This window comes from Nonomuraea sp. NPDC001684 (assembly GCF_053596515.1).
The window spans coordinates 1-24,619 of sequence record NZ_JBSFGJ010000111.1 but is presented as its reverse complement, the minus strand read 5'-3'; the positions used below and the strand labels follow the sequence as shown (position 1 = coordinate 24,619).

21 protein-coding genes are annotated in these 24,619 nt (G+C 72.4%); 8 read left to right on the top strand and 13 right to left on the bottom strand.

The features are described from left to right. The 6 genes from ACWCSD_RS21240 to ACWCSD_RS21215 all read right to left on the bottom strand — a co-directional run. On the bottom strand, nucleotides 1-637 hold a 637-nt coding region (locus ACWCSD_RS21240), incomplete at its 3' end, for a carboxylesterase family protein (protein ID WP_449917125.1). Further along, the gene (locus ACWCSD_RS21235; RefSeq protein WP_397166483.1) at nucleotides 622-1,944 is read right to left on the bottom strand and encodes a M28 family metallopeptidase; all 1,323 of its coding nucleotides are present in this window, start codon (nucleotides 1,942-1,944) and stop codon (nucleotides 622-624) included. The genes ACWCSD_RS21235 and ACWCSD_RS21240, both read right to left, overlap by 16 nt. Continuing rightward, nucleotides 1,941-2,741, bottom strand: coding sequence for a carbohydrate ABC transporter permease (locus ACWCSD_RS21230; protein ID WP_397166485.1), 801 nt, complete (start codon nucleotides 2,739-2,741; stop codon nucleotides 1,941-1,943). The genes ACWCSD_RS21235 and ACWCSD_RS21230 overlap by 4 nt, the downstream gene beginning before the upstream one ends. Further along, the gene (locus ACWCSD_RS21225) at nucleotides 2,738-3,655 is read right to left on the bottom strand and encodes a carbohydrate ABC transporter permease (RefSeq protein WP_358298176.1); all 918 of its coding nucleotides are present in this window, start codon (nucleotides 3,653-3,655) and stop codon (nucleotides 2,738-2,740) included. Before ACWCSD_RS21225 ends, ACWCSD_RS21230 begins: the two co-directional genes overlap by 4 nt. Nucleotides 3,656-3,657: 2 nt before the next feature. Further along, nucleotides 3,658-4,911 carry an ABC transporter substrate-binding protein gene (locus tag ACWCSD_RS21220; protein WP_397166486.1) on the bottom strand — a complete coding sequence of 418 codons (1,254 nt, stop codon included), beginning with the start codon at nucleotides 4,909-4,911 and terminating at the stop codon, nucleotides 3,658-3,660. A 10-nt stretch (nucleotides 4,912-4,921) separates the two neighbouring features. After that, a complete protein-coding gene (locus tag ACWCSD_RS21215) occupies nucleotides 4,922-5,779 on the bottom strand; it encodes a poly(ethylene terephthalate) hydrolase family protein (RefSeq protein ID WP_358298180.1) in 858 nt (285 codons plus the stop codon). Nucleotides 5,780-5,845: 66 nt separating this feature from the next. On the opposite strand from ACWCSD_RS21215, the gene ACWCSD_RS21210 reads away from it, so the two are divergent. Continuing rightward, a complete protein-coding gene (locus ACWCSD_RS21210) occupies nucleotides 5,846-6,532 on the top strand; it encodes a TetR/AcrR family transcriptional regulator (protein WP_397166489.1) in 687 nt (228 codons plus the stop codon). On the opposite strand, the gene ACWCSD_RS21205 is transcribed toward ACWCSD_RS21210, so the two are convergent. The 3 genes from ACWCSD_RS21205 to ACWCSD_RS21195 form a co-directional block, all read right to left on the bottom strand. Then, on the bottom strand, nucleotides 6,502-8,400 hold the full coding sequence (locus ACWCSD_RS21205; RefSeq protein ID WP_449917120.1) for a hypothetical protein: 1,899 nt from the start codon (nucleotides 8,398-8,400) through the stop codon (nucleotides 6,502-6,504). The two genes, ACWCSD_RS21210 and ACWCSD_RS21205, sit on opposite strands and share 31 nt — an antisense overlap. Continuing rightward, nucleotides 8,397-9,977, bottom strand: coding sequence for a zinc-binding metallopeptidase family protein (locus tag ACWCSD_RS21200; RefSeq protein WP_358298186.1), 1,581 nt, complete (start codon nucleotides 9,975-9,977; stop codon nucleotides 8,397-8,399). Before ACWCSD_RS21200 ends, ACWCSD_RS21205 begins: the two co-directional genes overlap by 4 nt. Nucleotides 9,978-10,047: 70 nt before the next feature. Beyond that, the gene (locus ACWCSD_RS21195) at nucleotides 10,048-11,058 is read right to left on the bottom strand and encodes a LacI family DNA-binding transcriptional regulator (RefSeq protein WP_358298187.1); all 1,011 of its coding nucleotides are present in this window, start codon (nucleotides 11,056-11,058) and stop codon (nucleotides 10,048-10,050) included. Between the two features lie 156 nt (nucleotides 11,059-11,214). Here ACWCSD_RS21195 and ACWCSD_RS21190 point away from each other — a divergent pair, with 156 nt between their 5' ends. The 5 genes from ACWCSD_RS21190 to ACWCSD_RS21170 are packed head-to-tail and all read left to right on the top strand — an operon-like array spanning nucleotide 11,215 to nucleotide 17,771. Beyond that, complete coding sequence (locus ACWCSD_RS21190) at nucleotides 11,215-12,504, top strand: ABC transporter substrate-binding protein (RefSeq protein WP_358298189.1); 1,290 nt, start codon at nucleotides 11,215-11,217, stop codon at nucleotides 12,502-12,504. Next, on the top strand, nucleotides 12,498-13,352 hold the full coding sequence (locus ACWCSD_RS21185) for a carbohydrate ABC transporter permease (RefSeq protein ID WP_397166497.1): 855 nt from the start codon (nucleotides 12,498-12,500) through the stop codon (nucleotides 13,350-13,352). The genes ACWCSD_RS21190 and ACWCSD_RS21185 overlap by 7 nt, the downstream gene beginning before the upstream one ends. After that, on the top strand, nucleotides 13,349-14,167 hold the full coding sequence (locus tag ACWCSD_RS21180; RefSeq protein WP_352365036.1) for a carbohydrate ABC transporter permease: 819 nt from the start codon (nucleotides 13,349-13,351) through the stop codon (nucleotides 14,165-14,167). Before ACWCSD_RS21185 ends, ACWCSD_RS21180 begins: the two co-directional genes overlap by 4 nt. Beyond that, entirely contained in the window at nucleotides 14,164-15,153 is a 990-nt protein-coding gene (locus ACWCSD_RS21175) for a serine hydrolase domain-containing protein (RefSeq protein ID WP_397166498.1), read from the top strand. Before ACWCSD_RS21180 ends, ACWCSD_RS21175 begins: the two co-directional genes overlap by 4 nt. Next, nucleotides 15,150-17,771, top strand: a complete 2,622-nt coding sequence (locus ACWCSD_RS21170; RefSeq protein WP_449917114.1) for a family 78 glycoside hydrolase catalytic domain — start codon at nucleotides 15,150-15,152, stop codon at nucleotides 17,769-17,771. The genes ACWCSD_RS21175 and ACWCSD_RS21170 overlap by 4 nt, the downstream gene beginning before the upstream one ends. Before the next feature lie 3 nt (nucleotides 17,772-17,774). Here the strand turns inward: ACWCSD_RS21170 and ACWCSD_RS21165 are convergent, their stop codons facing one another. The 4 genes from ACWCSD_RS21165 to ACWCSD_RS21150 all read right to left on the bottom strand — a co-directional run bounded on the left by ACWCSD_RS21165 (nucleotide 17,775) and on the right by ACWCSD_RS21150 (nucleotide 21,756). Beyond that, on the bottom strand, nucleotides 17,775-19,109 hold the full coding sequence (locus tag ACWCSD_RS21165; RefSeq protein WP_449917111.1) for a Dyp-type peroxidase: 1,335 nt from the start codon (nucleotides 19,107-19,109) through the stop codon (nucleotides 17,775-17,777). A gap of 10 nt (nucleotides 19,110-19,119) precedes the next feature. Next, on the bottom strand, nucleotides 19,120-20,139 hold the full coding sequence (locus tag ACWCSD_RS21160; protein WP_449917109.1) for a hypothetical protein: 1,020 nt from the start codon (nucleotides 20,137-20,139) through the stop codon (nucleotides 19,120-19,122). Nucleotides 20,140-20,165: 26 nt separating this feature from the next. Beyond that, nucleotides 20,166-20,699: a hypothetical protein gene (locus ACWCSD_RS21155; protein ID WP_397166504.1), complete on the bottom strand. Its 534-nt coding sequence runs from the start codon at nucleotides 20,697-20,699 to the stop codon at nucleotides 20,166-20,168. Nucleotides 20,700-20,805: 106 nt separating this feature from the next. Continuing rightward, on the bottom strand, nucleotides 20,806-21,756 hold the full coding sequence (locus tag ACWCSD_RS21150; protein WP_449917105.1) for an acyl-CoA desaturase: 951 nt from the start codon (nucleotides 21,754-21,756) through the stop codon (nucleotides 20,806-20,808). A 217-nt stretch (nucleotides 21,757-21,973) separates the two neighbouring features. Here ACWCSD_RS21150 and ACWCSD_RS21145 point away from each other — a divergent pair, with 217 nt between their 5' ends. Together ACWCSD_RS21145 and ACWCSD_RS21140 are read left to right on the top strand one after the other, a co-directional pair. Continuing rightward, nucleotides 21,974-23,266 carry a cytochrome P450 gene (locus ACWCSD_RS21145; protein WP_449917102.1) on the top strand — a complete coding sequence of 431 codons (1,293 nt, stop codon included), beginning with the start codon at nucleotides 21,974-21,976 and terminating at the stop codon, nucleotides 23,264-23,266. A gap of 2 nt (nucleotides 23,267-23,268) precedes the next feature. Next, nucleotides 23,269-24,619: peroxidase family protein (locus ACWCSD_RS21140; protein ID WP_449917099.1), on the top strand; the 1,351-nt coding region annotated here is incomplete at its 3' end.

Sequence of the window (24,619 nt, the reverse complement as noted above, 5' to 3'; positions counted from 1 at the left end):
CCGAGCTGAACGGCGGCAGGCTGGCCGAGGTGGCCAGGAGCTTCGGCTTCGGCGTCCCGATCAAGCCGGGCGTGCCCGCCGACTGCCCGGCGACCGTCACGTTGCCGGGGTCGCCGCCGAAGGCCGCGACGTTGTCGCGCACCCACTCCAGCGCGGCCAGCCAGTCGAGCACGCCCCGGTTGAGCGGGGCGTCGTCCAGGGCGAGGAAGCCCTCGAAGCCGAGCCGGTAGTTGACGGCCACGCACACCACGCCGTCGCGGGCGAAGCGGTGGCCCTGGTGCCAGGCCGCCCCGTTGCCGCCGATGGAGAACGCGCCGCCGTGGATCCAGACCAGGACGGGCAGCCCCGTCTCGCCGGCGCCGGGGGTGCGCACGTCGAGGTTGAGGCAGTCCTCGCCGGTCTCGAAGACGTCGGGCGCGTACAGGCCGATGTCCGCGCCGGCCGCCTGCGGGGCGGCGGGGCCGCGCGTGACGGCGGGCCGCACGCCGTCCCACGGGGGCGGCGGGACGGGCGCGCCGAAGCGGTGCTCGCCGAAGGGCGGGGCGGCGTACGGCACGCCGAGGAAGGCCGGCCCGCCCTCCTCGGCCCTGCCCTCGACCAGCCCGGACGTGGTACGGACGATCACGCGCGACGCCATCCGGCCGTCCCTTCGACGATTCTGACGGCCGCCCGGGTGAGCGGTTCGAGGCCGTCCTCGTACACCTTGTCGAGGGTGTCGGCCGAGTCGAACAGGTACATGGGGGCCGACAGGAAGTGCACCAGCGGCACCCCTTCAGGGTGGAAGAAGGCCCCGTCGGTGGGCGGCATCGGGGAGAAGGCGTCCGGCGGCAGCACGAACGAGCGTCTCAGGTCCTCCGCGACGAGGGCCGCCGCCACCAGGCTCTCCAGCTCCGGCTTCCGGGTGGTGAACCACCAGCCGGGTTCGGGGTCGCCGGTGGGGACCAGCTCGCCGTCCACGGCCACGCACCGGCGGGCGGCGTGCTCCAGGTGGAGCTGGAGCACGACGTCGCCGAGCAGGCCGCGGTGCTCTTCGATGAAGGCCCGGGTGCCGGCTGCGTGCGCCATGTGCCCCGCGGTCAGCAGGAAGAGCAGGTTGTGCGGCCGGTCCCGCTCGGGCACGGCCGCCCAGTACCGGGCGGCGGCCAGCACCAGCGCGATCCCCGAGGCGTCCTCGACGGCCGAGGCCCAGGGCGCGTCGTGGTGCGAGCCGATGATCACCCACTGGTCGGAGCGGCCGGGCAGCGTGCCGATCACGTTGTGCGAGACGGCCGGGCCGGTCTCCGACTCGACGGTGAGCGTGCCCGTGCAGGGGCCCGCGTCGACCAGGTCGAGCACCCGCCGCGAGTCGCCGCCCGACAACCAGACGGCCGGCAGGTCGCGGTGCACGGCGTCGTAGGGCACGTAGTAGTCGCGGGTCTCCCACGGCACGCCGGTCAGCGCGCCCGCGAACGCGGCGGCGCCGCCGTCGATCACGCCGTGGAGCACGTCGAGGTGGTCGAGCTGGAACGGCAGCGTCTGGACCAGGTCGTCGAAGACGCCCTCGGGGTCGTGCACGGCCGTCGCCAGGTCCCTGACGTAGGACTGCGGCAGCTCGGTGAAGGCGTACTCGGGCACGACGATCGCGCCCGGCACGACCTCGCGGCTGACCGGCGCGGTCACGGTCGCCTTCGGCGTGGTGTACGGCAGCGCGGACGCCGCCACCCGCACGACCCTCGACGGGTCGGCGTCCAGGCGCACCACCAGGGACGCCGTCACCGGCCGCCAGACGGGCAGCTCGACCGGCGCGAGCCGTACGTCGCGCAGCCCGAACTCGGCGAGGCGCTCGGCGGCCCATGCGGCGGTCCAGTCGTCGGCCGGGTAGCCGGGCCGCCGGACGCCGCGCGCGGTGACGGTCTCGATCCACTCCATCATCCGGGCGGCGCCGGGGATCAGGTCCGGGATCATCGTTTCACGCCTCCGAAGGTGAGCCCCGCCACGTAGTAGCGCTGCAGCGCGACCATGAGAATGAACGGCGGCACGGCGGTGACCAGCGCCGCGGTGGTGGTCAGGTGGTAGGTGACGCCGACCTCGCTCTGGAAGTTGGCCAGCCCCACCGGCAGCGGCCACAACTCCTGCTCGTTGGCCACGATCAGCGGCCACAGCAGGTTGTCCCACTGCGCCAGGAAGTGCACGAGGAACAGGGTGATGAGCGCGGGCCGCAGCAGCGGCACGGCGATGCGCGCGAAGATGCGGAACTCCCCCGCGCCGTCGACCCGCGCGGCCAGCAGCAGCTCCTTCGGGATGCCGAGGGCGAACTGGCGCACCAGGAAGACGCCGAACGCGCTGATCATGCCCGGCACCATCATGCCCTGGAACGTGTTGACCCAGCCGAGCTCCTTCACGATGAGGAAGACCGGGATGACCATGACCATCGGGGTGAGCGCGAGCGTGCCGACCACCAGCGCGAACAGGACGCGGCGGCCAGGGAAGGACAGGTGGGCCATCGCGTGCCCGGCGGCGGCCGAGAAGAGCACGTCCAGGACGCCGGTGCCGACGCACAGGATCAGGCTGTTGCGCAGGTACGTGGGCAGGTTGCCCGCGCCGAACAGCACCCCGATGTTCTCGGGCAGGTGGAAGCCGTTGAAGACCAGCCCGCGCAGGTCGGTGTCGTCCGGCGCCGAGGCGACGACGACCATGGCGTAGACCGGCAGCAGCATGAACCCGACCGCGACGATCAGCCAGACGGCGCGCAGCACCTTCATTCGTCGCCGCCCTTCAGGAACGCGAACTGCAGCGCCGAGACGATCACCATGGCGACGAGCAGCACCATGCCCATGGCGGCGGCGTAGCCCATGTGCTCGTAGGGGAAGGCGTTGGCCCAGATGTAGTACGGCAGCACCTGGGTGGCGTCGGCGGGCCCGCCGCCGGTGAGCAGGAAGGCGGGCACGAACGCCTGCATCGATCCGGCGACCGAGATGACCAGGACGAACAGCAGCGTCCTGCGCAGCAGCGGGAGCGTGATGCGGGTGAACGTGGTGACCGGCCCGGAGCCGTCGATGGCGGCGGCCTCGTACACCTCGCCGGGCAGCGCCTGCAGCCCGGCGGTCAGGATGATCACGAACAGCCCCATGCTCTTCCAGACCACCATCACGACCAGGGCCCAGATGGCCAGGCCGGAGCTGGTCAGCCAGGACTGCGGCGGGATCCCGGCCAGGCCGAGGAGGGTGTTGGCCAGGCCGCGGTCGGAGTAGATGATCACCCAGACCATGGACGTGGCGGCGAGCGGCATCACGGCCGGGATCATGACGAGCGCCCTGAGCCAGCGGTTGAGCCGTCCCGGCCTGCTCAGCGGCACGGCCACCAGCAGGGCCAGCACGATCGTCGGGACGACCGTGCACACCGTGTAGACGACGGTGATCCACGCCGAGTTGAGGAAGCCGGGATCGGCGAACATGCGCTCGTAGTTGGCCAGGCCGATCCAGTTGGGCGTCCCGGCCATCTCGTAGTCGGTGAAGCTGAGATAGATCGCGGACAGGAACGGGACCAGCCAGAACACCACGAAGAAGACGGCCACCGGCAGGGTCAGCGCCACGCCCGCCGTGGCCTGGGGCCGGGCCCTGACCCTGCCGAGCACGCTCACCGGACCGTGCGGACGGGCTCCGACTCCGCCGAGCACGCTCACAGGACCGGTCGCACGGTGGCGTCGAAGGTCGCCGCGGCCTGGGCCGGGGTGGCCTTGCCGTGGGCGACGGAGTCCACGGCGCCGGACGCGGCCTTGGCCAGTTCGAGCGCGCCGGGGATGATCGGGCCGAAGTCGACGTGCGGCAGGCTGTCGGCGACGATCTCCATGATCTCGGACTTGCCGCGCGGCCCGGCCTCGCGCCAGCCCTTGGTCGGGATGATGATGCCGTTGTCGAGGTTGGCGGCCACCGACGGGGCGCCCTGGAGGTAGTTGACCAGGTGCCAGGCGGTGAACTGGTTGGGCGAGTCCTTGGCCACGCCCCAGCCCCACGTGTAGGCGGGGACGACGGACGGCCCGCCGTCCCAGGTGGGCATGGGGGCGACGCCGTACTGCTTGCCGAAGGTGAGCTTGTCCTTGCCCAGCTTCTCCAGCGCGGGGCCGAGGAAGGCGCCGCTGACGACCATGGCCGCCTGGCCGGAGTAGAACAGGCCGAGCGCGCCCAGCGGGTTGGAGAGCTTGGGGTTGCCGATGCCCGACATGTACGTCAGGGCGGCGATGCCCTGCTCGGTGGCCAGCGACGCCTTGCCGCCGCCCGCCGCGACGAGCTCGCCGCCCTTGCCGCGGACGAGGGCGGTCAGCGTCATGAGGGCCCACTGCGGATCGCCGTAGAGCCACTGCAGGCCGACCCGCGCCCGGTCGGACGAGGTCAGCTTGGCGCTGTACTCGGCGACCTCCTCCCAGGTCGCCGGGGGCTTGTCGGGGTCGAGCCCGGCCTGCTCGAACCGGTCCTTGCGGTAGTAGAGCAGGCAGGGGTTGAAGTCGATGGGCACGCCGTAGGGCACGTCCTGGTAGGTGAGCGGGGCGGTCGTGCCCGGCTCGTAGTTCGCCAGGGGCAGGGCCTTGGTGTCGACGGGGGCGAGCCGCTGCTTCTTGGCGTGGGCGGGGAAGCTCCAGTGGCCGATCTTGAAGACGTCGGGCGGGGCGCCGCCGCTGAAGGCGGTCAGCAGTTTGGCGTCGAGCTGGCCCACGGGCAGGTAGAGCAGCTTGACGTCCACCTTGAACTCGGCGATGTAGCGGTGCACGAGCTCCTGGAACTGCTGTCCGGTGTCCTGCGAGCCGTGCAGCCAGACGGTGACCTCGCCGTGCGGCCCGGCGGCCGCGGCCTGCTGCCGGGGCTGGTCCTTGCCGCATCCGGCGAGCAGGGTGAGCGCGCCGGCGGCGAGGAGCCCGCGCCGCGTCAGATCCGCCATGGTGGTTCTCCTAGGTGAGGTTCTTGAGCGCCTGGTTCTGCCAGGCGGTGTTGGTGGGGAGCTCGGGGGCGCCGCCGGCGAACGCCCCGCGGGCCTGGGCGTCGGCCTGGAGCCGGTACCTCAGCCAGGCGGTCACGTAGCCGAGGAAGGCCCCGCCGGTGTTCTGGATGTCGTTGTGTCCCGCGCCCTTGAGCAGCGCCCGGCCCGCTCCGGCGGTGGCCTGGTCGTAGTAGCCCTGCACGGTCGCGGCCGAGGAGATCAGCCAGTCGTCGGCGCCGCTGAGGAAGAGCACCGGGCAGGTCAGGGCGGCCACCGAGAACTCGTCCCCGGGGCTGGCCATCCACTGCGCGGGCACGGCGATCGGCACGACGGTCTTGATCAGCCCGGCGGAGTGGTTGGCCGCGTTGACGACCCCGCCCGCGCCCTGGGAGTGGCCGACGGCTCCGACCTGGGCGGTGTTCAGCTTGCCGTGGAAGACGCTGGCGGGGTCGGCGTCCAGGCCCACGAGGTGCTGGGCGGCGGCGAGGATCTCGGCGCCGGTGCCCGTGGTGGTGTCGGTGGAGGCGACCACCGCGAAGCCCCAGGAGGCCAGGTGGTTGAGCAGCCCCGGATAGTTGTCGGGGGTGGCCCACGAGCCGTTGCCCCACGTGACGATCGGGTGGGTGACGCCGCCCGCGCCGAGGTTGGAGGGGTAGTAGAGCCGGTGGCCGCCCGAGGTGCCGGTGGCGACCGGCCACGGACCCGTCGCCTTGTAGATGGTCTCGATGGTGGAGGCGGCGTCGGCCGCGGTGGTCCACGACAGGAATCCGGCCGACATGAGGCCGAGCGCCCCTGCCCGCAACGCCTGCCGACGAGTGATGTTCTCCATGGTCACCTCGTGGGATATTTGGAGACGTGAACGTCTCCTAAGAGAGGGAAGTACGATCGGTGAGCGATGTCAAGAGATGAACAGAAGGAAGTTCCGGCGGTTCGGCCGCTTCCCCGGGGCCGGCACGGGCTCTCCCCCGACACGGTGCGCGAGTCGCAGCGCGACCGCCTCGTGGAGGCCATGCTGCGGCTGGTCGCCAGGCGCGGCTACGCCGCCACGAGCGTGCCCGACGTGATCGCCGCCGCGCGGGTCTCGCGCAACGCCTTCTACGCCCAGTTCGCCGACAAGGAGGCGTGCTTCCTCGCCGGCTGCGAGCGCGACCTGCCCGAGATGATCGCCTCGATCCGGACGGCCGCGTCGGAGGCGGGCGACCGCTGGCGCACGGCGCTGCGGCTGGGCCTGGCCGCCTACCTGCGGTGGTGGCAGGAGCGCCCGGAGTACGCGCAGGCGTACTTCGTGGAGTTGCCGAGGGCGGGCGAGCGGGCCGTCGAGCAGCGTGACACCGCCTACCGGCCCTTTCTGGACATGCTGGCGGCGCTGGCCGCGCGGGCCAGGCTGGAGGACCCCTCGCTGCCGCCGCTGCGCGCCGCGATCCCCCGGCTGATCGTCTACGGCACCACCGAGTTCATCGCCTCGGAGGTGCGCGCGGGCCGCGCCGCCAGGCTGACGTCGTCGGCGGGCGACCTCTACCACTACGCGGTCGCCCTGCTCGCCGGCCCCGATCACGGCATCGGGACCACCCCTTCCGCCTGAACCCGCCAGCCCTCGGGGAAGCAGCCCGACGCCGCCATGTGGGCGACGGCGGCCAGCAGGCCGCCGTTGCCCGGCAGGTAGAGGGGCAGCAGGCCGGGCCACTGGTGGTTGTGGCCGCTGGGCAGGTACGTGTTCTTCGGGGCGTCCATCAGCAACGCGTCCACGGCGGTGCCGGGCTCGCCGAGCCGGGCCGCGCACATGGCGAGCATCGGGAAGTCCCAGCCCCAGGCGCTGTCCCAGTCCCAGTCGGCGAGCACGTCGTGCAGGGTGGCCCGCATGGTCTCGGGGTCGATCAGCGGGGTGGGCGGCACGAACCCGAGCGCGCCGGTCATCGAGGGGTGGTCGGTCCTGACCGTGTACGGCTCCACGCCGATGGCCGCGTACACGCCGTCGCGCACCAGCGGCCGGGCCAGGCCGTCCAGCACCCGCGCCCACTCCGGGTCGGGATCGAGGCCGAGCAGGCCCCGCCACCGCTGGGCCGTCGCCAGCCCCCACCACCAGTAGGCCAGCTCGAACGCGGGATCGCGCACCGTCCTCCTGGACTCGTGGTAGGACTCCTGCGCCGGCACCAGCGGCGGCCCCAGGTGCCCGCCGGCCGCGAAGGAGGCCATGAACTCGGCCGTCTCGAACACCAGGTCCCGGTACTCCTCCAGCGCCCCCGGACGGATCCGGCGGAGCAGCTCGGCGAAGGAGATCAGGTGCGGCTGCTGCCAGACGATGAAGGCGCCGATCTCGCTCGGGCTCTCCCTGCCCTCCGGCCCCACCTGCTTGGGCCAGCGGGCGCCGCGGAACCCCTGCCGCGCGGCCGTGGCCCTGGCCCGCGGCAGGATCGAGCGGTACCACGGCAGGCTCCGCTCCAGCAGCTCCGGCCGGCCCCACAGGGCGAAGTGGGCGGCGTGCCACCAGTGCATCTCCAGGTGGAACTTGCCGCTCCAGGAGTTGACCGCCAGCCCGGTCTCCTGCGGCGGGGTGGTGCCCGCGCAGTTGACCGCGGTGAGGTACTGCGAGAGCACGACCCGGCGTTCGAGCTCGGGCGCCCGCGGGTCGGCGCTGCCCTCGAAGCTGACCGCGCCGCCGCGCGTCCAGAACCGCTCCCAGTGGGCGGCGGCGGCCGTACGGACCTGGGAGAAGGACGGCAGGCCGGCGCCGACGGGATGCCGGGCGAACTCGACGACGAGCTCCAGCTCCTCGCCCTGGATCAGGTACACGTGGGGGGCGGGCGAGGTGAACCGCGCCGCCCCCGTCCACTCGGCGGCCACGTGGTAGCCGTCCTGGTCCAGGACGCGGGTGAAGTCGCAGCGCGAGCCGCGCCGCGCGCACGTGGTGGTGTGCCGGTCGGGGCTGTCCCAGTCGGCAGTGGTGTGCCAGCCGTCGCTGGCGTAGGGGAAGGCGATCCTGACGCCCGTGCCGCCGGTGATGCGTACGGCCAGCAGGTCGCGCTCGGGATGACAGACCGTCTCCACCTCGTGCGGCCGGCCGTCCAGCTCGAAGGAGCTGGACAGCGTGCCGGTCCACAGGTCGAGGGTCTGCGCCGACCGGCCGAGCGGGGCGTCCTCGCCGGCGTCGAGGCCGATCCGGCCGAGGTGCAGGCGGTGCGGGTTGACGTGCAGCCAGCCGCCCGCCTCGGTGGCCGGATACAGGTCGGGGTAGCCGACGCCGTCGTAGTCGGTGAGCGCGTCCTCCAGCACGTGGCCCTTGGGGTTGGGCATCGTGTGCCAGCCCCACTGCGCCTGCGTGCCGAGCGGCGCGAACGTCTGGAGCCCGGTGGCGTCGGCGGTGAAGGCGAACTCGCCGTTGCCGACGGTGAGCGGGCACCCGGCGTCGGCGACGTTGTGCCGGCGCACGAGTGCCCTTCGGTCTATGCTCACGCACACCCCGGCGTGCCGGAGGCCCGCTGCTGGCGCATGGTCGTCACGTCGCCCGCGACGGCCGACTGGGCCATCGGGCCGAGGTCGAGCACGACGTCGGTGAAGGCGAGCGACGCCTTGCGCATCACCGGCAGGTCGATCGCCTCGGCGCCGAACTGCGGCGAGAACAGCGTCTTGGGCGCGGCGATGGGCGCGATGACGGGCAGCAGGTGCTGGTTGTACGGCGTGCCCTCGCCGCCGAAGCTGCAGTGGTGCGGCACGGTGGCCAGGTCGGCCGCCGACAGGCCCTTGAGGATCGCGGTGCGCCGCACGTCCCAGTACTCGATGTGGCCCTTGACCAGCTCGCGCAGCGGCGTGCTCTCGCTGACGGGGACCCACAGCAGCTCGGTGAGGGTGGGGCTGGCGACGAGCTGCTTGCCCGGCAGGCCGTTCGGCCTGGCGACCGCGTCGTAGCGCTTGGCGCCGAGGTGTTCGAGCACGACGACGGAGGAGACCTTGCCCTGGTCGTACTCGGCGTCGAGCTGGGCGGCGAGCTGACCGGCGCCGCCCTCGCGGACGTCGGGACCGGTCAGGTGCTGGTAGAGGTGGCCGGTCACGAACGCGAACTGCACGGTCCGCGGACGGCACTCCACCGGCAGCGTCGACAGGTAACGGGCCATCTCGATCATGGTGAGCGGGCCGTTGTCCCACACCGGGCTCATGCCGTCGGTGTGGCTCTCCACGACGATCTTCTGGGCGCTGCCGCCGGGCAGCGTGGCGAGCAGGGTGCGGGTCGTCGTCGGCGTCCAGGCGGCGTTCACCGTCAGCGACGCCTGGACCGGCTGCCCGGCGGCCAGCGCGTCCTTGATCTGCTTGCCCTGGTCGGCGCCGACGTACGCGCCGGGCACGCCGTACGGCAGGCCCTCGTAGGGGGCGTACATGTCCTTGATCTGGGCGTGCGGGAGCTGGCTGACCTCGATCACGCCCAGCGCGCCCGCGGCGGCGGCCGCCTTGAGGTCGGCGTCGGCCGCGGCCGGGGCCTCCATCGACTCGGAGCCGAGCAGGTTGATCGTCATGCCCGGGTCGTACATGGAGTAGCCGAGGGTGGGCGGATAGAACAGCAGGTTGGGCACGCTGGTCCAGGGCAGGTCCCGGACGACGATCTTCCCGGCGGCGTTGGCGGCGGTGATGTTCGTCCCCGCGGCCAGGTGCACGAGCGGCGCCGAGACGCCGCCCGCGCCGGTGGAGGAGGAGAACGGCACGGGCGCCGCGACCTGCACGGACGTGCCGCCGACGGTCAGCCCGGTGCCGAGGTTGTCCCAGCGGTCGATGGCGTAGGGCAGGGAGGAGAGCTGGAGGCCGGGGATGGCCGCCATCTCCTCCTCCAGCCAGTCGACGTAGCCGGCGTGCGCGGCCGAGCCGGTCGGCCTGGGCCCGAACGTTCCCTGCCGGGTGGCCAGGGCGCTCAGCCGGGCCTCGGAGGCGAACGCGGCCGGGTCCACCCTGACCGGGCAGACCGTGGCGGACGCCTGGGCCAGGGCCGGTTGCGCGGGCGCGACCAGCGGGAGGAGAAGGGCGAGGAGAGCGAGTCGTCTCACGTGGGGGGTCCTTCCATCGAATCGTTTTAATGCATGGCCCGCGACAGTCCCCCGAGGCGCGGCCGAGTTCTCAGCGGCGGGGCGGTCCGGTGGTGCCGCGGACGATCAGCGTGGGCGACACCGACGACGCCACCGACCGGGTGCGTCCTTCGATGCGCTCGACGAGCAGGCGCGCGGCGGTCGCCCCGATCACCCGTCCGTCCTGGTCGACGCTGGTGAGCGAGATGCGCTTGAGCGAGGCGATGCCGATGTTGTCGTAACCGGCGACGGAGAGGTCCTCCGGCACCGACAGGCCGGCCTCGTCGGCGGCGCGCAGGACGCCGAGCGCCGCGATGTCGGCCCCGGCGAAGATCGCGGTGGGCCGGTCGTCGCGGGCGAGCAGTTCCCGTGCGCCCTCGTAGCCGCCCTCCTCGGTGAAGGAGGTGGCCAGCACGTCGTCGGCGAGCCCGTGGGCGCGCATCGCCTGGCGGTAGCCTTCGGCGCGCACCATGTGCGGCAGTCCCTGGGCGCGGGCCCGCTCCAGGTGGGTGATGTGCGCGATGCGGGTGTGCCCGAGCCCGACCAGGTGGTCGACCACGAGCCGGGCCCCCATCACGTCGTCGTCGACGACCGCGTCGTGGTCCGCGGCGCCGCCGTGCCTGCCCACCACGACGACCGGGACGGCCGCCGCGATGGCGGCGAGTTCGGCGTCCGTCATGACCGGCGAGATCAGGATGAGCCCGTCCATGCTCCGGTCGATCATGGCGTCGGTCATCCTGGCCTGCGTCTTGGGCTCGATACCGCCGGGCCCGAGCAGCACCTGGTACTCGGTGTCGCCCAGCCGGCCGGTGATGCCCTCGATGATGTCGGGGAAGAACGGGTTGCGGGTGTCGGAGAGCATGACGCCGAGGGTGTAGGTGCGTCCGCGCAGGGCGCGGGCCGCGGCGTGCGGGCGGTAGCCCAGCTCGTCGATGGCCTGCCGCACCTTGGCCTGCATCTCCGCGCTCACGCCGTACGCGCCGCGCACCACCTTCGACACGGCGGCCGTGGAGACCCCGGCCCGCCTGGCCACATCGGCGATCGTCACCCGTCCGCTCGTCACACGCCATCCTTTTGGGTTCTCGTAGAACGAACTACACACTTTGCTGGAAGCAGAGGCTAGCCCGCCACCACTCCTCAGGTCCACCCCTTGACGGAGGTTTCGATCTTGCCGTAGAACGTTCTACACATTCTCCCCCTCATGAACAGGAGCACGAGCGTGAGAGCACCAACTCGTCCGCTCGGCGCGGCGATAGGCGCCGTCCTCGCCCTGTCCCTCTCCGGCTGCGGATCCTCCGCCCCCGAGGGGACCGGTCAGGTGAAGCTGACCCTCTGGCACAACAGCGCGGACCCGGCGCCGCTGCTGGAGATGTACAAGAAGTTCGAGAAGCAGTCCGGCCACAAGATCGAGCTCGTGTCCATCCCGTCCGACGGGTTCGAGGACACCACCCAGACCAAGTGGGCCACCGGCGAGCGCCCGGACGTCCTGGAGTACCACGCGACGGTGAGCGGCCTGCTCGCCCTCAACCCGGCCGAGAACCTGCGCGACCTGACCGGCGAGGCGTACATCGCCCGGTCCGGCGACCTCTACCAGGCCGCCGGGGCCGTGGGCGGCAAGGTCTACGCCGCCATCACCGGCTTCCCCCAGGTCTTCGGCCTCTACTACAACAAGAAGGTCTTCACCAAGGCCGGGCTGACCCCACCGGCGAACTTCACCGAGCTGGCCGCCGCCTGCCCCAAGCTCAAGGCCGCCGGCGTCACGCCGGTCTTCGAGTCGGGCGGCTCGATCTGGCCCGTGCAGATCCTGCCCATCCTCTACCTGGCCGGCGCCAACCAGGCCAACGCCTACGGCAAGGCCATCGCTGGCCACAGCAGCACGCTGGCCGACCCCGGCTCGCCCTTCGTCGCCGGGCTGACCGCCTACGCCAAGCTGAAGGCCGACGGCTGTTTCAACAAGGACATCGTCACGGCCAAGTTCGAGGACTCGATGAAGGCCCTGGTGACCGGCGAGGCCGCCATGGTCGCCCAGCACTCCGACATGCTCCCGGCCCTGCTCGCGGCCGCCGGCGGCGACCAGAAGACCGTGGACGAGTCCGTCGGCTTCGTCGGCCTGTCCAGCGACAAGCCGCTGGTGACCTACGCGCCCGGCCCGATCGGCACGTTCTACCTGCCCAAGACCGGTGACCCGGCGCGCGAGAAGGCCGCGCTCGACTTCGTGCGCTTCATGACCGGCCCGGCCTACGCCGAGTACGTCGCCGCGGCCAAGACCTTCCCGGTGCTCAAGGGCGTGCCCGATCCGCAGGGCGTCTCCTCCGTGTTGCAGGACGTCAAGAAGGCGTACGACACCGGCGCCGTCATCGCCTTCAACTCCGACATCCCCGGCATGGGCGGGCTGGCCCAGCTCATGTCCGAGCTGATCGCCGGCCAGAAGGACCCGCAGAAGGCGGCGACCCAGCTCCAGGGCCAGGTCGAGCAGGCGGCCAAGGCGGCAGGACTGCCCGGATGGTGATGCGGAACAGGGCGGCCTGGCTGCCGTGGGCGCTGCCCGCGATCGTGCTGGTCACGGTCTTCTTCGTCGCCCCGTTCCTGCTCAACGTGCGGTTCGCGTTCTCCTCCTGGACGAGCTTCCGGGCCGAGATCACCTGGAACGGGCTGGAGAACGTCCGCACGCTGATCGACCAGGACCTGCTGGCCAACGCGGTCACCGTGACCGTGCTGTACGCGATCCTGTGCATGGCGATCCAGAACACCGTCAGCCTCTCGCTGGCCCTGGCCCTCCAGCGGACCAGCGGCATCAACACCGTCTTCCGCTCGGCGTTCTTCCTGCCGACGCTCATCTCGCCGCTGGCCGCCGGGTACATCTGGCGCGGGCTGCTGGCCCCCGACGGGGCGATCAACTCCTTCCTCGGCATCGAGTGGGCGTGGCTGGGCGAACCGTCCACCGCGCTGGTGGTGGTCGCGTTCATCGACGCGTGGAAGTGGAGCGGGCTGATCACCCTGGTCTACATCGCGGGCCTCAACTCCATCCCGAAGTCGCTGCTGGAGTCGGCGACCGTGGACGGCGCCGGCCCGTGGACCCGGCTGCGGCGGGTGGTGTTCCCGATGCTCGCCCCCGCGCTGACCTTCAACGTGGCCGTCACGCTGGTGGGCGCGCTCAGCGCGTACGACGTGATCGCCGCCACCACCGGCGGCGGCCCCGGCGACCACACGCGGGCCCTGAACGTGGTGATGCGCCAGCAATGGGGCCAGGGCTTCTTCGGCTCGGCCAGCGCGCTGGGCTTCACCGTGACGCTGCTGGTGATCGCGACGGCCGTGCCCCTGGTGTGGTGGCTGCGGCGCAGGGAGGTGACGGGATGAGAGCGGCGCTCAAGTACGCGGCGCTGACGATCTTCGCGGTCCCGTGGGTGCTCGTGCCCGTCTGGCTGGTGGTCGTCAACTCCTTCAAGCCCGCGGGCGAGGCCGCCGAGCTGGGCCTCGGCCTGCCCAGGACGTGGGCGATCGCCGAGAACTACGGCATCGTGCTCGACCGGGGCGGCTACCTGACCGGGCTGCTCAACAGCCTCAAGGTGACCGTGCCGATCGTGATCGCGGTGGTGCTGCTCGGCGCGGCGGCGGCGTGGGCGTTCGGGCGCAGCCGGTCGCGGTGGCTGCAGGCGGCCTACTTCGTGATGGGGTTGTCAATCCTGCTGCCGCCGTCCATCATCCCGACCGTCTATCTGCTGCGCGCCCTGTCGCTGGACGGCGGCTCGCTCGGCTACGTGCTGACGATGACCGGCTGCCGCCTGGGCGTCGTGATCTTCCTGGCCACCGGGTTCGTCCGGGCGTTCCCGCCGGACCTGGAGCAGGCCGCCGCCATCGACGGCGCCTCGCGTCCGCAGGTGTTCGTGCGCATCCTGCTGCCCCTGCTGCGGCCGGTGCTGTTCGTCGGCGGCGTGATCCTGATCATCAACGTCTGGAACGACTTCTTCTTCGCCCTCTTCCTGCTCCAGGGCAGCGCGAACGCCACGCTGCCGCTGAGCCTGTTCCAGTTCGCCTCCGGCACCCTGCAGAGCCTGAACTGGAACCTCGTCTTCGCCCACGTCCTGCTCACCACGCTGCCCCTGGTGGCGGTGTACGCCGTCGCGCAGAAGCGCGTCCTGGCCGGCCTCACGGAAGGTGCACTGAAGGGATGACCACGCACGACATCGCGCTCGACTGGGTCAGGCGCGAGATCAAGGAGGGACGGCTGCCGTGCGCGGTGTTCGGCGCGGCGACCTCCGACGGGATCCAGGTGCTGGAGGCGTTCGGCACCCACGACGGCCGCGGGACCAGGACCGACGACCACTTCGCGCTGTTCTCGGTGACCAAGCCGCTGATGGGCCTGCTGGCCCTGCGCCAGGTCGAGCGCGGGCTGTTGTCGCTGCGCCGCCCGCTGCGGGACGTGCTGCCGAACTTCGCCCGGCCCGACGTGACGCTCTGGCATCTACTGACCCACACCAGCGGCATCGCCGAGCAGACGCTGACGCCCGACGACCTGGTGGAGCACCTCCTCACCGCGCCGTCGCTGTTCGAGGCGGGCACCCTCAGCCACTACTCCAACCTGGCCTTCGCCGGGATCGCGGAGATGGTCCGCGACGTCACCGGCCGCGACGTGGCCGAGCTGGTCGACTCCGACCTGAACGCGCTGGTGCCGGGCGGCGGGCGGATCACCTTCGACCCGGCGTGCGAGGCGGCCGAGGTGCACGGCCTCGAACTGCTCGGGCCCGGCTTCGACTTCGACGCGTTCGTCCGGCTCCGCCATCCGGCGGGCGCGCTGTTCTCCCGCGCCGAGGACCTGCTGGCGCTGGGCGGCGCGCTGCTGCGCGGCGACCGCGCGCTGATCCATCCGACCACCCTGGCCGCCATGACGACCCCGCAGACGACCGGCCTGGTCAAGCTGCAGCCCGACCCGGTCAACGCCGGACAGGACTGGGGGCTCACCTGGAACCTGCGCCACTCGGCCCCCGGGCTGCTGGAACGGCGGCTGTACGGGCACGGCGGCGCCTCGGGCTGCCAGTGGTGGATGTACCCGGAGCAGGACGCGTGCTTCGTACTGCTGATCAACGTGATGGCGCCGAGCCTGTCCGGCGTCGACGTCGACGGCCTGCACAACGCCTTCACCACCGGGCTCGATGCGTGAACCGGGACTCGGGGGTGCTCGACGTGCAGGTCTCGGGCGCGCAGACGCCCTACATCCGGCCGGCTCCGCCCGGCGCGCGGGCGGGCCTGACGTGCGGTCTGGCGGATCCGGTGGGCGTGGACGAGCCGTCGCCCCGCCTGTCGTGGGACGCCCGGACGACCGCGGCGGCCACCGTGGTGCTGTCCGCGGACGGGCGCGAGGTGTGGCGGTCCTCCGTGCCCGCCGGATCGTCCGGCGTGGACGTGCCGGACGAGCTGCTGACGCCGCTGACGCCGTACGCGTGGGAGGTGGAGGGGCTGGCGGCGGGCGCGTTCACCACGGGCCTGCGGGCGCGCGGCGCATGGGACGCCCCCTGGCTGCCGGGCGACCCCGAGGCCGGGGTGAGCCTGCGCGGGACGTTCACCTGGCGTCCCGCCCCGGGACGCGCCTGGCTGGCCGCCACCGCGCTCGGCGTCTACCGGGCGCTGCTCAACGGCGCGCGGCTGGGCGAGGAGGAGCTGGCCCCCGGCTGGACCGACTACGGCCACCGGACGCGCTACCGGCTGCTGGAGCTCACGGACCTGCTGGTGCCCGGCCAGAACGAGCTGGAGCTGTGGCTGGCTCCCGGCTGGTACGCCGGTCACGTCGCCGGCGGCGGCCCGCGCCGCTACGGTGACCGGCCCGCCGTCAGCGCCCAGGTGCTCGTGCGGGACGACGACGGCCCGCGCCGCGTGTTCGCCACGGACGCCGCCTGGACCCGGCGGGACCTCGGCCGCCCGCGCGCCGACCTGGTGATGGGCGAGACCGTCCAGGCGCCCGCCGAGGGGACCGCACCGGCCGGGACGACGTCCGCGCCGGAGATCCTGGTGGAGGCCGACCCCGCTCCCCCGGTCCGGGTGATCGGCACGATGCCCGCCGTGTCGGTGACCGAGCCCGCGCCGGGCGTGCAGGTGGCCGACTTCGGGCGGAACGTCGTCGGGCGCGTCCGGCTGCGCGTGGACGCGCCGGGGCCCGTGCGGATCGTCGTCCGGCACGGGGAGGAGCTGACCGCGACCGGGCGGCTCTACACCGACAACCTGCGCACCGCGGACCAGCGTGACGAGTTCGTCCTCGACGCCGGGTCACACGTCGTGGAGCCCGCCTTCACCCTGCACGGGTTCCGCTACGCGGAGGTCACCGGCTGGCCGGGCGCGCTGAGGCCGGACGACCTGGAGGCGGTGCTGCTGTCGTCCGCGCTCGCCGTCACCGGCTCGCTGACCGTGAGCGATCCCGCCGTGCGGCAGCTCGTCGCCAACATCGGCGCGTCGGCGGACGGCAACCTGGTCAGCGTGCCGACCGACTGCCCCCAGCGCGACGAGCGGACCGGCTGGACGGCCGACATCTCGGTGTTCGGCTCGACGCTCAGCTTCCTGCGGCACACGCAGGCGTTCCTGTCCGGCTGGGTGACGACGCTGATCGACGGGCAGCGGGCCGACGGAGCCGTCCCGCACGTCGCGCCGGTGCTGCCCGAGTACGGCTACGACTCCCCCGTCTGGTCCGACGCGCTGGTCGAGGTGCCGTGGCTGCTGTGGCGGCGCTACGGCGACGACCGCACGTTGCGCCGCGCGTACGACCCGATGCGGCGGTGGGCCGCCTACTGCCTGGCGCAGTCCGACGACGGCCTCAGACCGGGCCGGGCGCTGGGCGACTGGCTGGCCCCCGGCACGGTGGAGACGCCCAGGAGCCTCATCGCCACCGCCGCGCTGGCCCGCAGCCTCCGCCTGATCGCGCACGCGGCCGCCGTGCTCGGCGAGCCGCACGCCCCCGAGTACGACGAGGCCGCCGCCCGCGTGTCGGACGCCTTCCGCCGGGCCTTCCTCGACGGCCCGAGGCTGCGCACGCAGACGCAGACCGGCTACGCCGTCGCCCTGGCCTGGGATCTCGTCCGGCCGGAGGACCGCGCCGCGGCGGCGCGGGCGCTGGCCGACCTGGTCCGCGCCGACGGGCACCGGCTCATGACGGGCTTCGTCGGCACCCCCCTGCTGCTGCCCGTGTTGTCGGAGACCGGCCACCACGACCTGGCGTGCCGGATCTTCAACCAGGAGGGTTACCCGTCGTGGCGCTACCAGCTCCGCGCCGGGGCGACGACCATGTGGGAACGCTGGGACGCCTGGCACCACCGGTACGGCCTGCAGACGCCGTCCATGAACTCCTTCAACCACTACGCCTACGGCTGCGTGGGCGACTGGCTGTTCCGGCACGTCGCCGGCCTGGGCGACGACCCGCGCGGGACGGGCGGCGGGTTCGGCGAGCTGCTGCTGCGTCCGGGGCCCGTCCCGCTGCTGCGGCAGGCGCACGCCCGCTACGCGAGCGCGTCGGGGGCCGTCGAGTCGGGCTGGCGGGCCGGGCCCGACGGGGTGCAGTTCACCTTCGCCGTGCCAGAGGGCGTGACCGCCCGCGCGGTGCTGCCCGTACGCGGCGCCTGGGACGGGATGACCGTCAACGGCACCTTCCTCATGGGCCTGAACGAGCAGCTGCCGACCACCAGGCTGGCCGACGGCGGCTGCGCCCTCGACCTGCCGCCGGGCCGCTGGTCGTTCACGGCCCCCGCCGCCGCCACGTCCCACCTGCTCCAGGAGTGGGACGACCTGGGCCGGTGAACGTCAGCCGGCCAGGTCGCCGAGCCAGCGCAGGGCGGTCAGGCTCGGCATGAAGCCGTACTCGCCGCCGCGCGTGACGACGAACCGGGGCAGGGACTCCAGGCGCCGCCGTACGGGACGCCGGGGGACGGTGAAGTCGCCGGAGCCGTCGGCGGAGCCGGTCAGGGGATCCCTGGCCGGACCCCCGCCGAAGAAGACACCGTCGTTCAGCCATTCGGTCTGGACGAACTCGAACTGCCGCCCGAGATGGGCTCCGACGAAGGCGAACATCAGCCCCCGGTCGGCGCCGTCGTCGTCCAGGACGCCGTCAGGCAGCGGCGGCCCGTAGACCGTGCCGCGCCTGATCATGCGGTGCAGCCTCGGGACGCCGGCCACCGCCGCGTCCCGGGGGTTGGCCCGGCGGATGTGGCAGCCGCCGGGAGTGGTGAAGCCGGCGGGGTCGTCCTGCCGGTACAGGAAGGCGTTGCGGCGGGCGGCGTCGGCGCCGAGGGCCGGGTCGTCGTGCGACGGGCTGAGCGCCAGCGGCGCGCCGCTGCGCCAGCGACCCATGATCTTCGCGGCCAGCAGCTCCTCGTCCTGCGGATCGGCGGCGTTGTCCCTGAGGTAGCGCCGGAACAGCGCGACCCGCTGGTGCAGCTTGCGGATGGCCACGTAGGTGCCGTTGCGCCCCAGCTCGTCGGGCTGGGGGGCCTGGACGCCGCCCAGCTCGTCGGGATGGCCGAGCACGAACTCGCCCGCCTTGAGCGGCGTCTCCAGGGGGTTGGACCCGGCGATGCCGCTGCCCTCGACGGCGGGATGGCTGACGCCGTCGCGGTAGCCGAAGGGCTCGGTCTCGGTGGGCAGGGCGTGGCAGTTCTGCCGCCAGACGGCCGTCACGCCCGGAAGTGCGTCGTAGGCGGGGCGGGCGCGTTCGATCGCGGCCTGCAGGCGCGCGTTGTCGGGCGCGAGCGCCGCCAGCACCACGTGCACGTCCGGGGTGCCGAGCGGACGCTCCCAGCGGTCGGGTCCGCTGTCCCCGGTGTCCCCCAGGGCAGTGGCGCGGGCGGCCATGCCCTGCCGGAACTCCCACGCGAAGGTGTCCAGCGATGCCTGCGGCACGCCGAGGGCCTTCAGCCCCTGGTAGGTGAGCGCGACGCTGACCCACGTCTCCCCCAGCGGGCTCACCGGGTCGGCCGCGGAGGTCACCACGGCGCTCACTCGCCGCATCAGCTCCCGGCCCTGGGCGCGGTCGTCGATGCGGAACAGCAGGTACGTCGCCGCGTACGGGGTGGGCCGCGCGCTGAGCACCCCGCGTTGGATGTCGTCCAGGTCGAGCGTGGCCGGAGTGTGTTCGTTCACCGGAGGTCGCTCACGTGGCTCTGACGAGGTTGTTCCAGAAGGCGCGCAGGCTCTCGTCCACGCCGAACAGCGAGCTGAAGATCGTGGAGTCGGCGAGGATCACGTCCCCGGCCCGGTCGCCGCGCGGGGGCAGCCACAGGAACATGTTGAACTCGGTGTTCCCGGCCTCGACGAACGGGTGCGTCGGCCGGGTCAGGTCGATCGGCTGCCGGCCCAGCACCCGGACGGCGTCCGGGTCGTCGGTGGTCACGGCGTAGTGGGGCAGGTGCATGTGGAAGTTGAAGTGGGACACCCCGTCGAGCCACCCCTTGGCGTCCAGGTCCCTGGCGATGGTCAGCGGGGCGTTCTGCCCGGTTCCCGTCACGGCGGGACGCAGCCCGTACCGGTTCTCCACCGGCACTCCCAGGCCCGCCATCAGCGACCGGGTGTACCCGCCGAACCGCTGCTGGCGGGGCACGAGCGCGTCGCCGTGGTGGTGGTACTCGACGTCGCGGACGGCCAGGTCGCCGGTCGCGCCGACGTCATGGTGCGGCCCGAGGGCCAGGCAGGTCCCTTCGCGGGTGAGGAACGCGCGCACCGCCTCGATCTCGGCGGCCGTGGCCTCCTGTGCCGTGATCATGTGGTCCAGCCCCCACACGAACAGGGTGTCGGTGTCGGCCAGCACCCGCTCGTCCAGCGGGGTGTGGAACCCGGCCTGGTCGACGCGCTGGTACACCGGCACCGGGTACCCGGTGACCTCGTGGACGAACCGCTGGAAGGGCAGCCAGCCCCAGAAGAACAGTTCCAGCCCGCCCGCGATGCCCTGCTGGAAGCGCATGGGGTCGGACCACTGCGGGTCCTCGTAGGCCGGCCACTGCACGCGGCGCACCTCGGTCATCGTGGAGAACCGGTTGTCCAGCCCGGTGACGTCCCGGCCCGCCTCGGCCGGATAGCTCCACGCGACGTAGATGCTCACCCGCCGCCGGCCGGGGGCGTACGGGCGCGGCACGTGGTCCTGGTTGTAGGTGCGCGCCGTCTTCGGCTCACTCATCTGATCTCCCGCGTCGTCCTGGGCCGTCACTGCAACTGGTCGAGCATGTCCGACAGAGCGCTCTTGATCCGCAGCGCCTTCTTGATCTCGTCGGCGGTGACGTACGGGTACTCGCCGTACTCGATGAAGCTGGGGCAGTGATGCTCGCGGACGAACCGGACGAACGCCTCGGGGTTGGTCTTCCAGTCCTCGGGGAAACCTTCGAGGTTCTCGAAGACCGTGTTCACCCCCGCCCTGGTGAACAGCGCGATGGCGTCTTCGGTGTACTTGTCGAAGTCGGTGTCGAAGATCCCCTGGTACATGAAGCGGGTGTCGTCGTCGAACAGCACCCAGCGCAGGTAGTGCAGTTTCAGGGGGGCCAGCAGGCCGGGGTCGTCCCGCAGCGCCTGGGCGAGCGTGTCGCCGTAGCCCCGGATGGTGTCGGCCCGGCCGGGCTTGACCCGGGCGATGACGGTGAATCCGTAACAGGCGGGGCCGCGCGGGAAGACGGGGCCGTACTTGCCCTGCTCCAGGTGGCCGGTCTCCTTCGGGATGACGACCGCCTGCGGCGTGATCTCCATGACCGTCCTCTCCGACGTGGTGCTCGTGGGAGGAAGGCTGAAGCGACCTGACTGACTCCATCGTCCCATACGGAGGTGGCGCGTCGCGGTATCCCGGCCGCCCGTGTCAGCGCGAGGAGCCGGGGACGCGCTCGGCGCGGCGGGAGGTCAGGCGCTCGGGGGCCGGCCAGCGCACGGCGTGGGCCCAGCCCGCCCGCTCGAACCAGCGGATCAGCCGCGCGCTCGGGTCGAGCTGGCCCTTGAGCACGCCGTGCCGGGCGCAGGTGGGGTCGACGTGGTGCCAGTTGTGCCAGCCCTCGCCGAGCGTCAGCATCGCCACCCACCACACGTTGGACGACCGGTCCCTGGTGCGGAACGGGCGGTCGCCGAAGGTGTGGGCGATCGAGTTCACCGACCAGGTGACGTGGTGCACGACGGCGTAGCGGACCAGGCCGCCCCACAGGAGCCCGCTCCACGCGCCCGCCCACGACATCGACCAGAGCCCGCCGGCCGCGGCCGGAAGCGCGAACGACAGCAGCACGACCGCCGGGTAGGCGGCGTCGAAACGGCGCACGTCCGCATCGGCCAGCAGGTCGGGCACCCAGTGGCGGCGGCTGGAGCGGCGGCGGGCCGTGTAGAACCAGCCGACGTGGGCGTGCAGCATGCCGCGCAGCAGGGCCGGGCCGCTGTCGCCGTAGCGCCACGGCGAGTGCGGGTCGCCCTCGCGGTCGGCGTACTTGTGGTGGCGGCGGTGCTCGGCGGCCCACAGGGTGAGGGGGCCCTCGACGGCCATGCCGCCGGCCAGCATGAGCGCGATCCGCAGCGCCCGGTTGGCCCTGAAGGCGCGGTGGGTGAACAGGCGGTGGTAGCCGATGGCTATGCCGAAGATGCTCACCAGGTACATCACGACCGCGATGACCAGGTCGCGCGGGCCGATGCCCCAGCCCCAGGCCGCCGGCACCGCGAGGGCCAGCAGCAGCACGGGCAGGACGACCAGGACGACCAGATAGGCGGTGCGGCGGCCGGTGGTGACCGTCACCGTCTCCGCCGTGCCCGGCTGCGGCAGGGGTGACGTCACGTTTCCTCCCATGGGCGGTACGGGTCGATCAGGCTCCTTATTCAATGACCAGGCCCATGGACTGCGGCAATGTCCTGACAGTGACGGAGTAATTACCGTGAGGCACCAAAACAATGCACTCGATTGTCATGAAGAAAGGGTGTGACGCCTCCCTAGATTGTGATTGCGCAAAGTGATCATCCCTGTGCGCTCCGATATCAGGCGGAAGGTCCACGGAATGGGTGCTGTCGATCAGGCGACCACGGGCGGCTATCTGGAGAGGTACGACCAGGCGCTGGCTGAAGACCCGATATCGGCGTTCGGCCTGGTCCGGGAGTGGATGCGGACCGACTGGCGGAGCCTGTTCGCCGAGCTGCGCGAGCGGCGTCCGGTCTTCGTCACGCCCGCCTTCACGGTAGTCACCCGCTTCGCCGACGTGACCGAGGTGCTCGCCCACGAGCAGGTCTTCTCCGTACGCGCCTTCGGTCCCCGCCTCGACGCCGCGCTGGGCGCGCCGTTCATGCTGGGCCGGGACGCCACGCCGATGAACTGGCGGGAGAAGGGCCTGATGCAGCTCATGCTCGCCCCGGAGGACGCGGCCGGCGTGCGCGAGCTGACCGGCCGCCTGGCCGACGAGCTGCTCGACGCCGCCGGGCCGGGCGGGCGTCTGGAAGCGGTCGAAGGGCTGTTCCGCCCGGTCGCCCTCGGCGTGTGCGCGCGGTATTTCGGCGTTCCCGGCCCCGCCCCGCGCACCCTGGGCCGCTGGACGCGGGCCATCGTCGCCGACGGCTTCGCCAACTTCCTCGGCGACCCCGAGCTCCAGGCGGCGTCCGTCAAGGCGGGCGCCGAGCTGGTCGGGTACCTGCGTGACCTGCTCGCCGAGCACCGGGCCACGCTGCGCGCCGGCCGGGACCTGCCCGACGACGTCTTCGCCCGCCTGGTCCGGGCGTCCCTGCCCGCCGTCTCCGACGACCGCATCGTGATCAACATGGCCGGGCTGCCGCTGGGCTTCGTGGAGAGCGCGCCGGGGGCCATGGCCGAGGCCGTCGAGCAGCTCCTGCTGCGCCCGCGGGTGCTGGCCGAGGCCGCGGCCGTCGCGGGCGATCCCGAGAGGTTCGACCCGTACGTCTGGGAGGCGCTGCGGTTCAGCCCGTTCTTCAAACTGCTTCCCCGGCTGTGCGAGCGCGACCACGTGCTGGCCGCCGGCACGCCGCGCAGCACGGTGATCCCGGCGGGCACGTTCGTGCTCGCGGCGCCGGCCTCCGCCATGTTCGACGCGGCCGTGGTGCCGGATCCCGGCGAGTTCCGCCTCGACCGTCCCCATCACCATCAGCTGTTCTTCGGCTCGGGTCATCACGCCTGCCTCGGCGTGCACGTGGCCGAAGTGGTGATCGCCGAGACCGTGCGCCGGCTGCTGCTGCGTCCGGGCGTGCGGCTGCTGCCGCCGCCGGAGGGCCGGGTGGAGCGCTCACTCGGCATCTTCCCCGACGCCTTCGCGCTCGGGCTCGGCGCCGGCGTGCGGGAAGGCTGACGATGGCGAGCCGAGCACGCAGCATCGCCACGGACGGCCTGTCCAACCGGCTCAGGTTCCTGGCCCTGACCCACGGCCGGCCCCTCTGGGACCTGCTGCAGAGCAGCCGCCCGGTGCGGCGCCGGATCAACGCCTCGCTGATCGACCACGCGATCCGCGAGATGCCGCCGCGCCCCGAGCCGCTGAGCACCATGGCCGACTACACCTCGTGGGCCTCCCTGACCGACCGCACCTACAGCGGCAGGCACCTGCCTCCGGTCGCCGTCGACGGAGATCGGCTGCCCACGCCGGAGCGAGCCGCCGACCTGTTCGCCCGCGGCGAGTCCATGATCCCGTGCCCGCGTTCCACGGTGCTCTTCGCGTACTTCGCCCAGTGGTTCACCGACGGCTTCCTGCGCGGCGACGTCAACGTCCCGCGCGACCCGCGCAAGAACAGCTCCAACCACCACATCGACCTCAACCAGGTGTACGGCCTCGACGAGGCGGCGACGGCCGCGTTGCGCGCCTTCGACGGCGGGCTGCTCAAGAGCCAGTCGCTCGGCGGCGGCGAGTTCCCGCCCTACCTGTGCGCGAACGGCAAGATCAAGCCGGAGTTCGCCCCGCTGCGCGTCATCCGCTTCGACCAGCTCTCCGACGCCCGGCGCGACACGCTGTTCGCCACCGGCAGTGACCGGGGCAACGGCCAGATCGGCTTCACCATGCTCACGGTGCTGTTCCTGCGCGAGCACAACAGGGTGGCGCGGCTGCTGGCCCGGGAGAATCCGCGCTGGGACGACGAACGGCTGTTCCAGACCGCCCGCAACGTCCTCATCGTGCTGCTGATCAAACTGGTCGTCGAGGAGTACATCAACCACATCACCCCCTACCACTTCCGGTTCGCCCTCGACCCGTGGCTGTCCACGCGACTCGACCGCGCGGCCTGGCACCGGCAGAACTGGGCCTCCGTGGAGTTCAACCTCGTCTACCGCTGGCACAGCCTGGTCCCGTCCCGCCTGTCGGTGGCCGGGCGGGAGCTGCCGATGGCCGAGACCTTCTTCGCCGGCTCGCTGCTCCCAGCACCCGGGCTCGGGCGGCTGTTCGAGGACGCCTCCCGCCAGCGCGCCGGGCGTATCGGCCTGTTCAACACCGACCCGGTGCTGCGCGAGATCGACGTGGCCAGCGTCGCCGACTCCCGGGTGCTCGGCCTGGCACCGTACAACGGCTACCGCGAGCACTGCCGCTTCCCCCGGGTGCGCGCCTTCGAGCAGATCACCGGCGACCGGCGGGTCAGCGGCGCGCTGCGCGACCTCTACCGCGACGTGGACGACGTCGACCTGTACGTCGGGCTGTTCGCCGAGGAGCCCGGCTCCCCCG

Excerpts from the sequence above, each read along its gene's own strand:
- ACWCSD_RS21215 (WP_358298180.1), bottom strand. The coding sequence starts at position 5,779 with ATGGAGAACATCACTCGTCGGCAGGCGTTGCGGGCAGGGGCGCTCGGC.
- ACWCSD_RS21210 (WP_397166489.1), top strand. The coding sequence starts at position 5,846 with ATGTCAAGAGATGAACAGAAGGAAGTTCCGGCGGTTCGGCCGCTTCCC.
- ACWCSD_RS21220 (WP_397166486.1), bottom strand. The coding sequence starts at position 4,911 with ATGGCGGATCTGACGCGGCGCGGGCTCCTCGCCGCCGGCGCGCTCACC.
- ACWCSD_RS21160 (WP_449917109.1), bottom strand. The coding sequence starts at position 20,139 with ATGAGTGAGCCGAAGACGGCGCGCACCTACAACCAGGACCACGTGCCG.
- ACWCSD_RS21145 (WP_449917102.1), top strand. The coding sequence starts at position 21,974 with ATGGGTGCTGTCGATCAGGCGACCACGGGCGGCTATCTGGAGAGGTAC.
- ACWCSD_RS21235 (WP_397166483.1), bottom strand. The coding sequence starts at position 1,944 with ATGATCCCGGACCTGATCCCCGGCGCCGCCCGGATGATGGAGTGGATC.
- ACWCSD_RS21180 (WP_352365036.1), top strand. The coding sequence starts at position 13,349 with ATGAGAGCGGCGCTCAAGTACGCGGCGCTGACGATCTTCGCGGTCCCG.
- ACWCSD_RS21185 (WP_397166497.1), top strand. The coding sequence starts at position 12,498 with ATGGTGATGCGGAACAGGGCGGCCTGGCTGCCGTGGGCGCTGCCCGCG.
- ACWCSD_RS21155 (WP_397166504.1), bottom strand. The coding sequence starts at position 20,699 with ATGGAGATCACGCCGCAGGCGGTCGTCATCCCGAAGGAGACCGGCCAC.
- ACWCSD_RS21175 (WP_397166498.1), top strand. The coding sequence starts at position 14,164 with ATGACCACGCACGACATCGCGCTCGACTGGGTCAGGCGCGAGATCAAG.
- ACWCSD_RS21230 (WP_397166485.1), bottom strand. The coding sequence starts at position 2,741 with ATGAAGGTGCTGCGCGCCGTCTGGCTGATCGTCGCGGTCGGGTTCATG.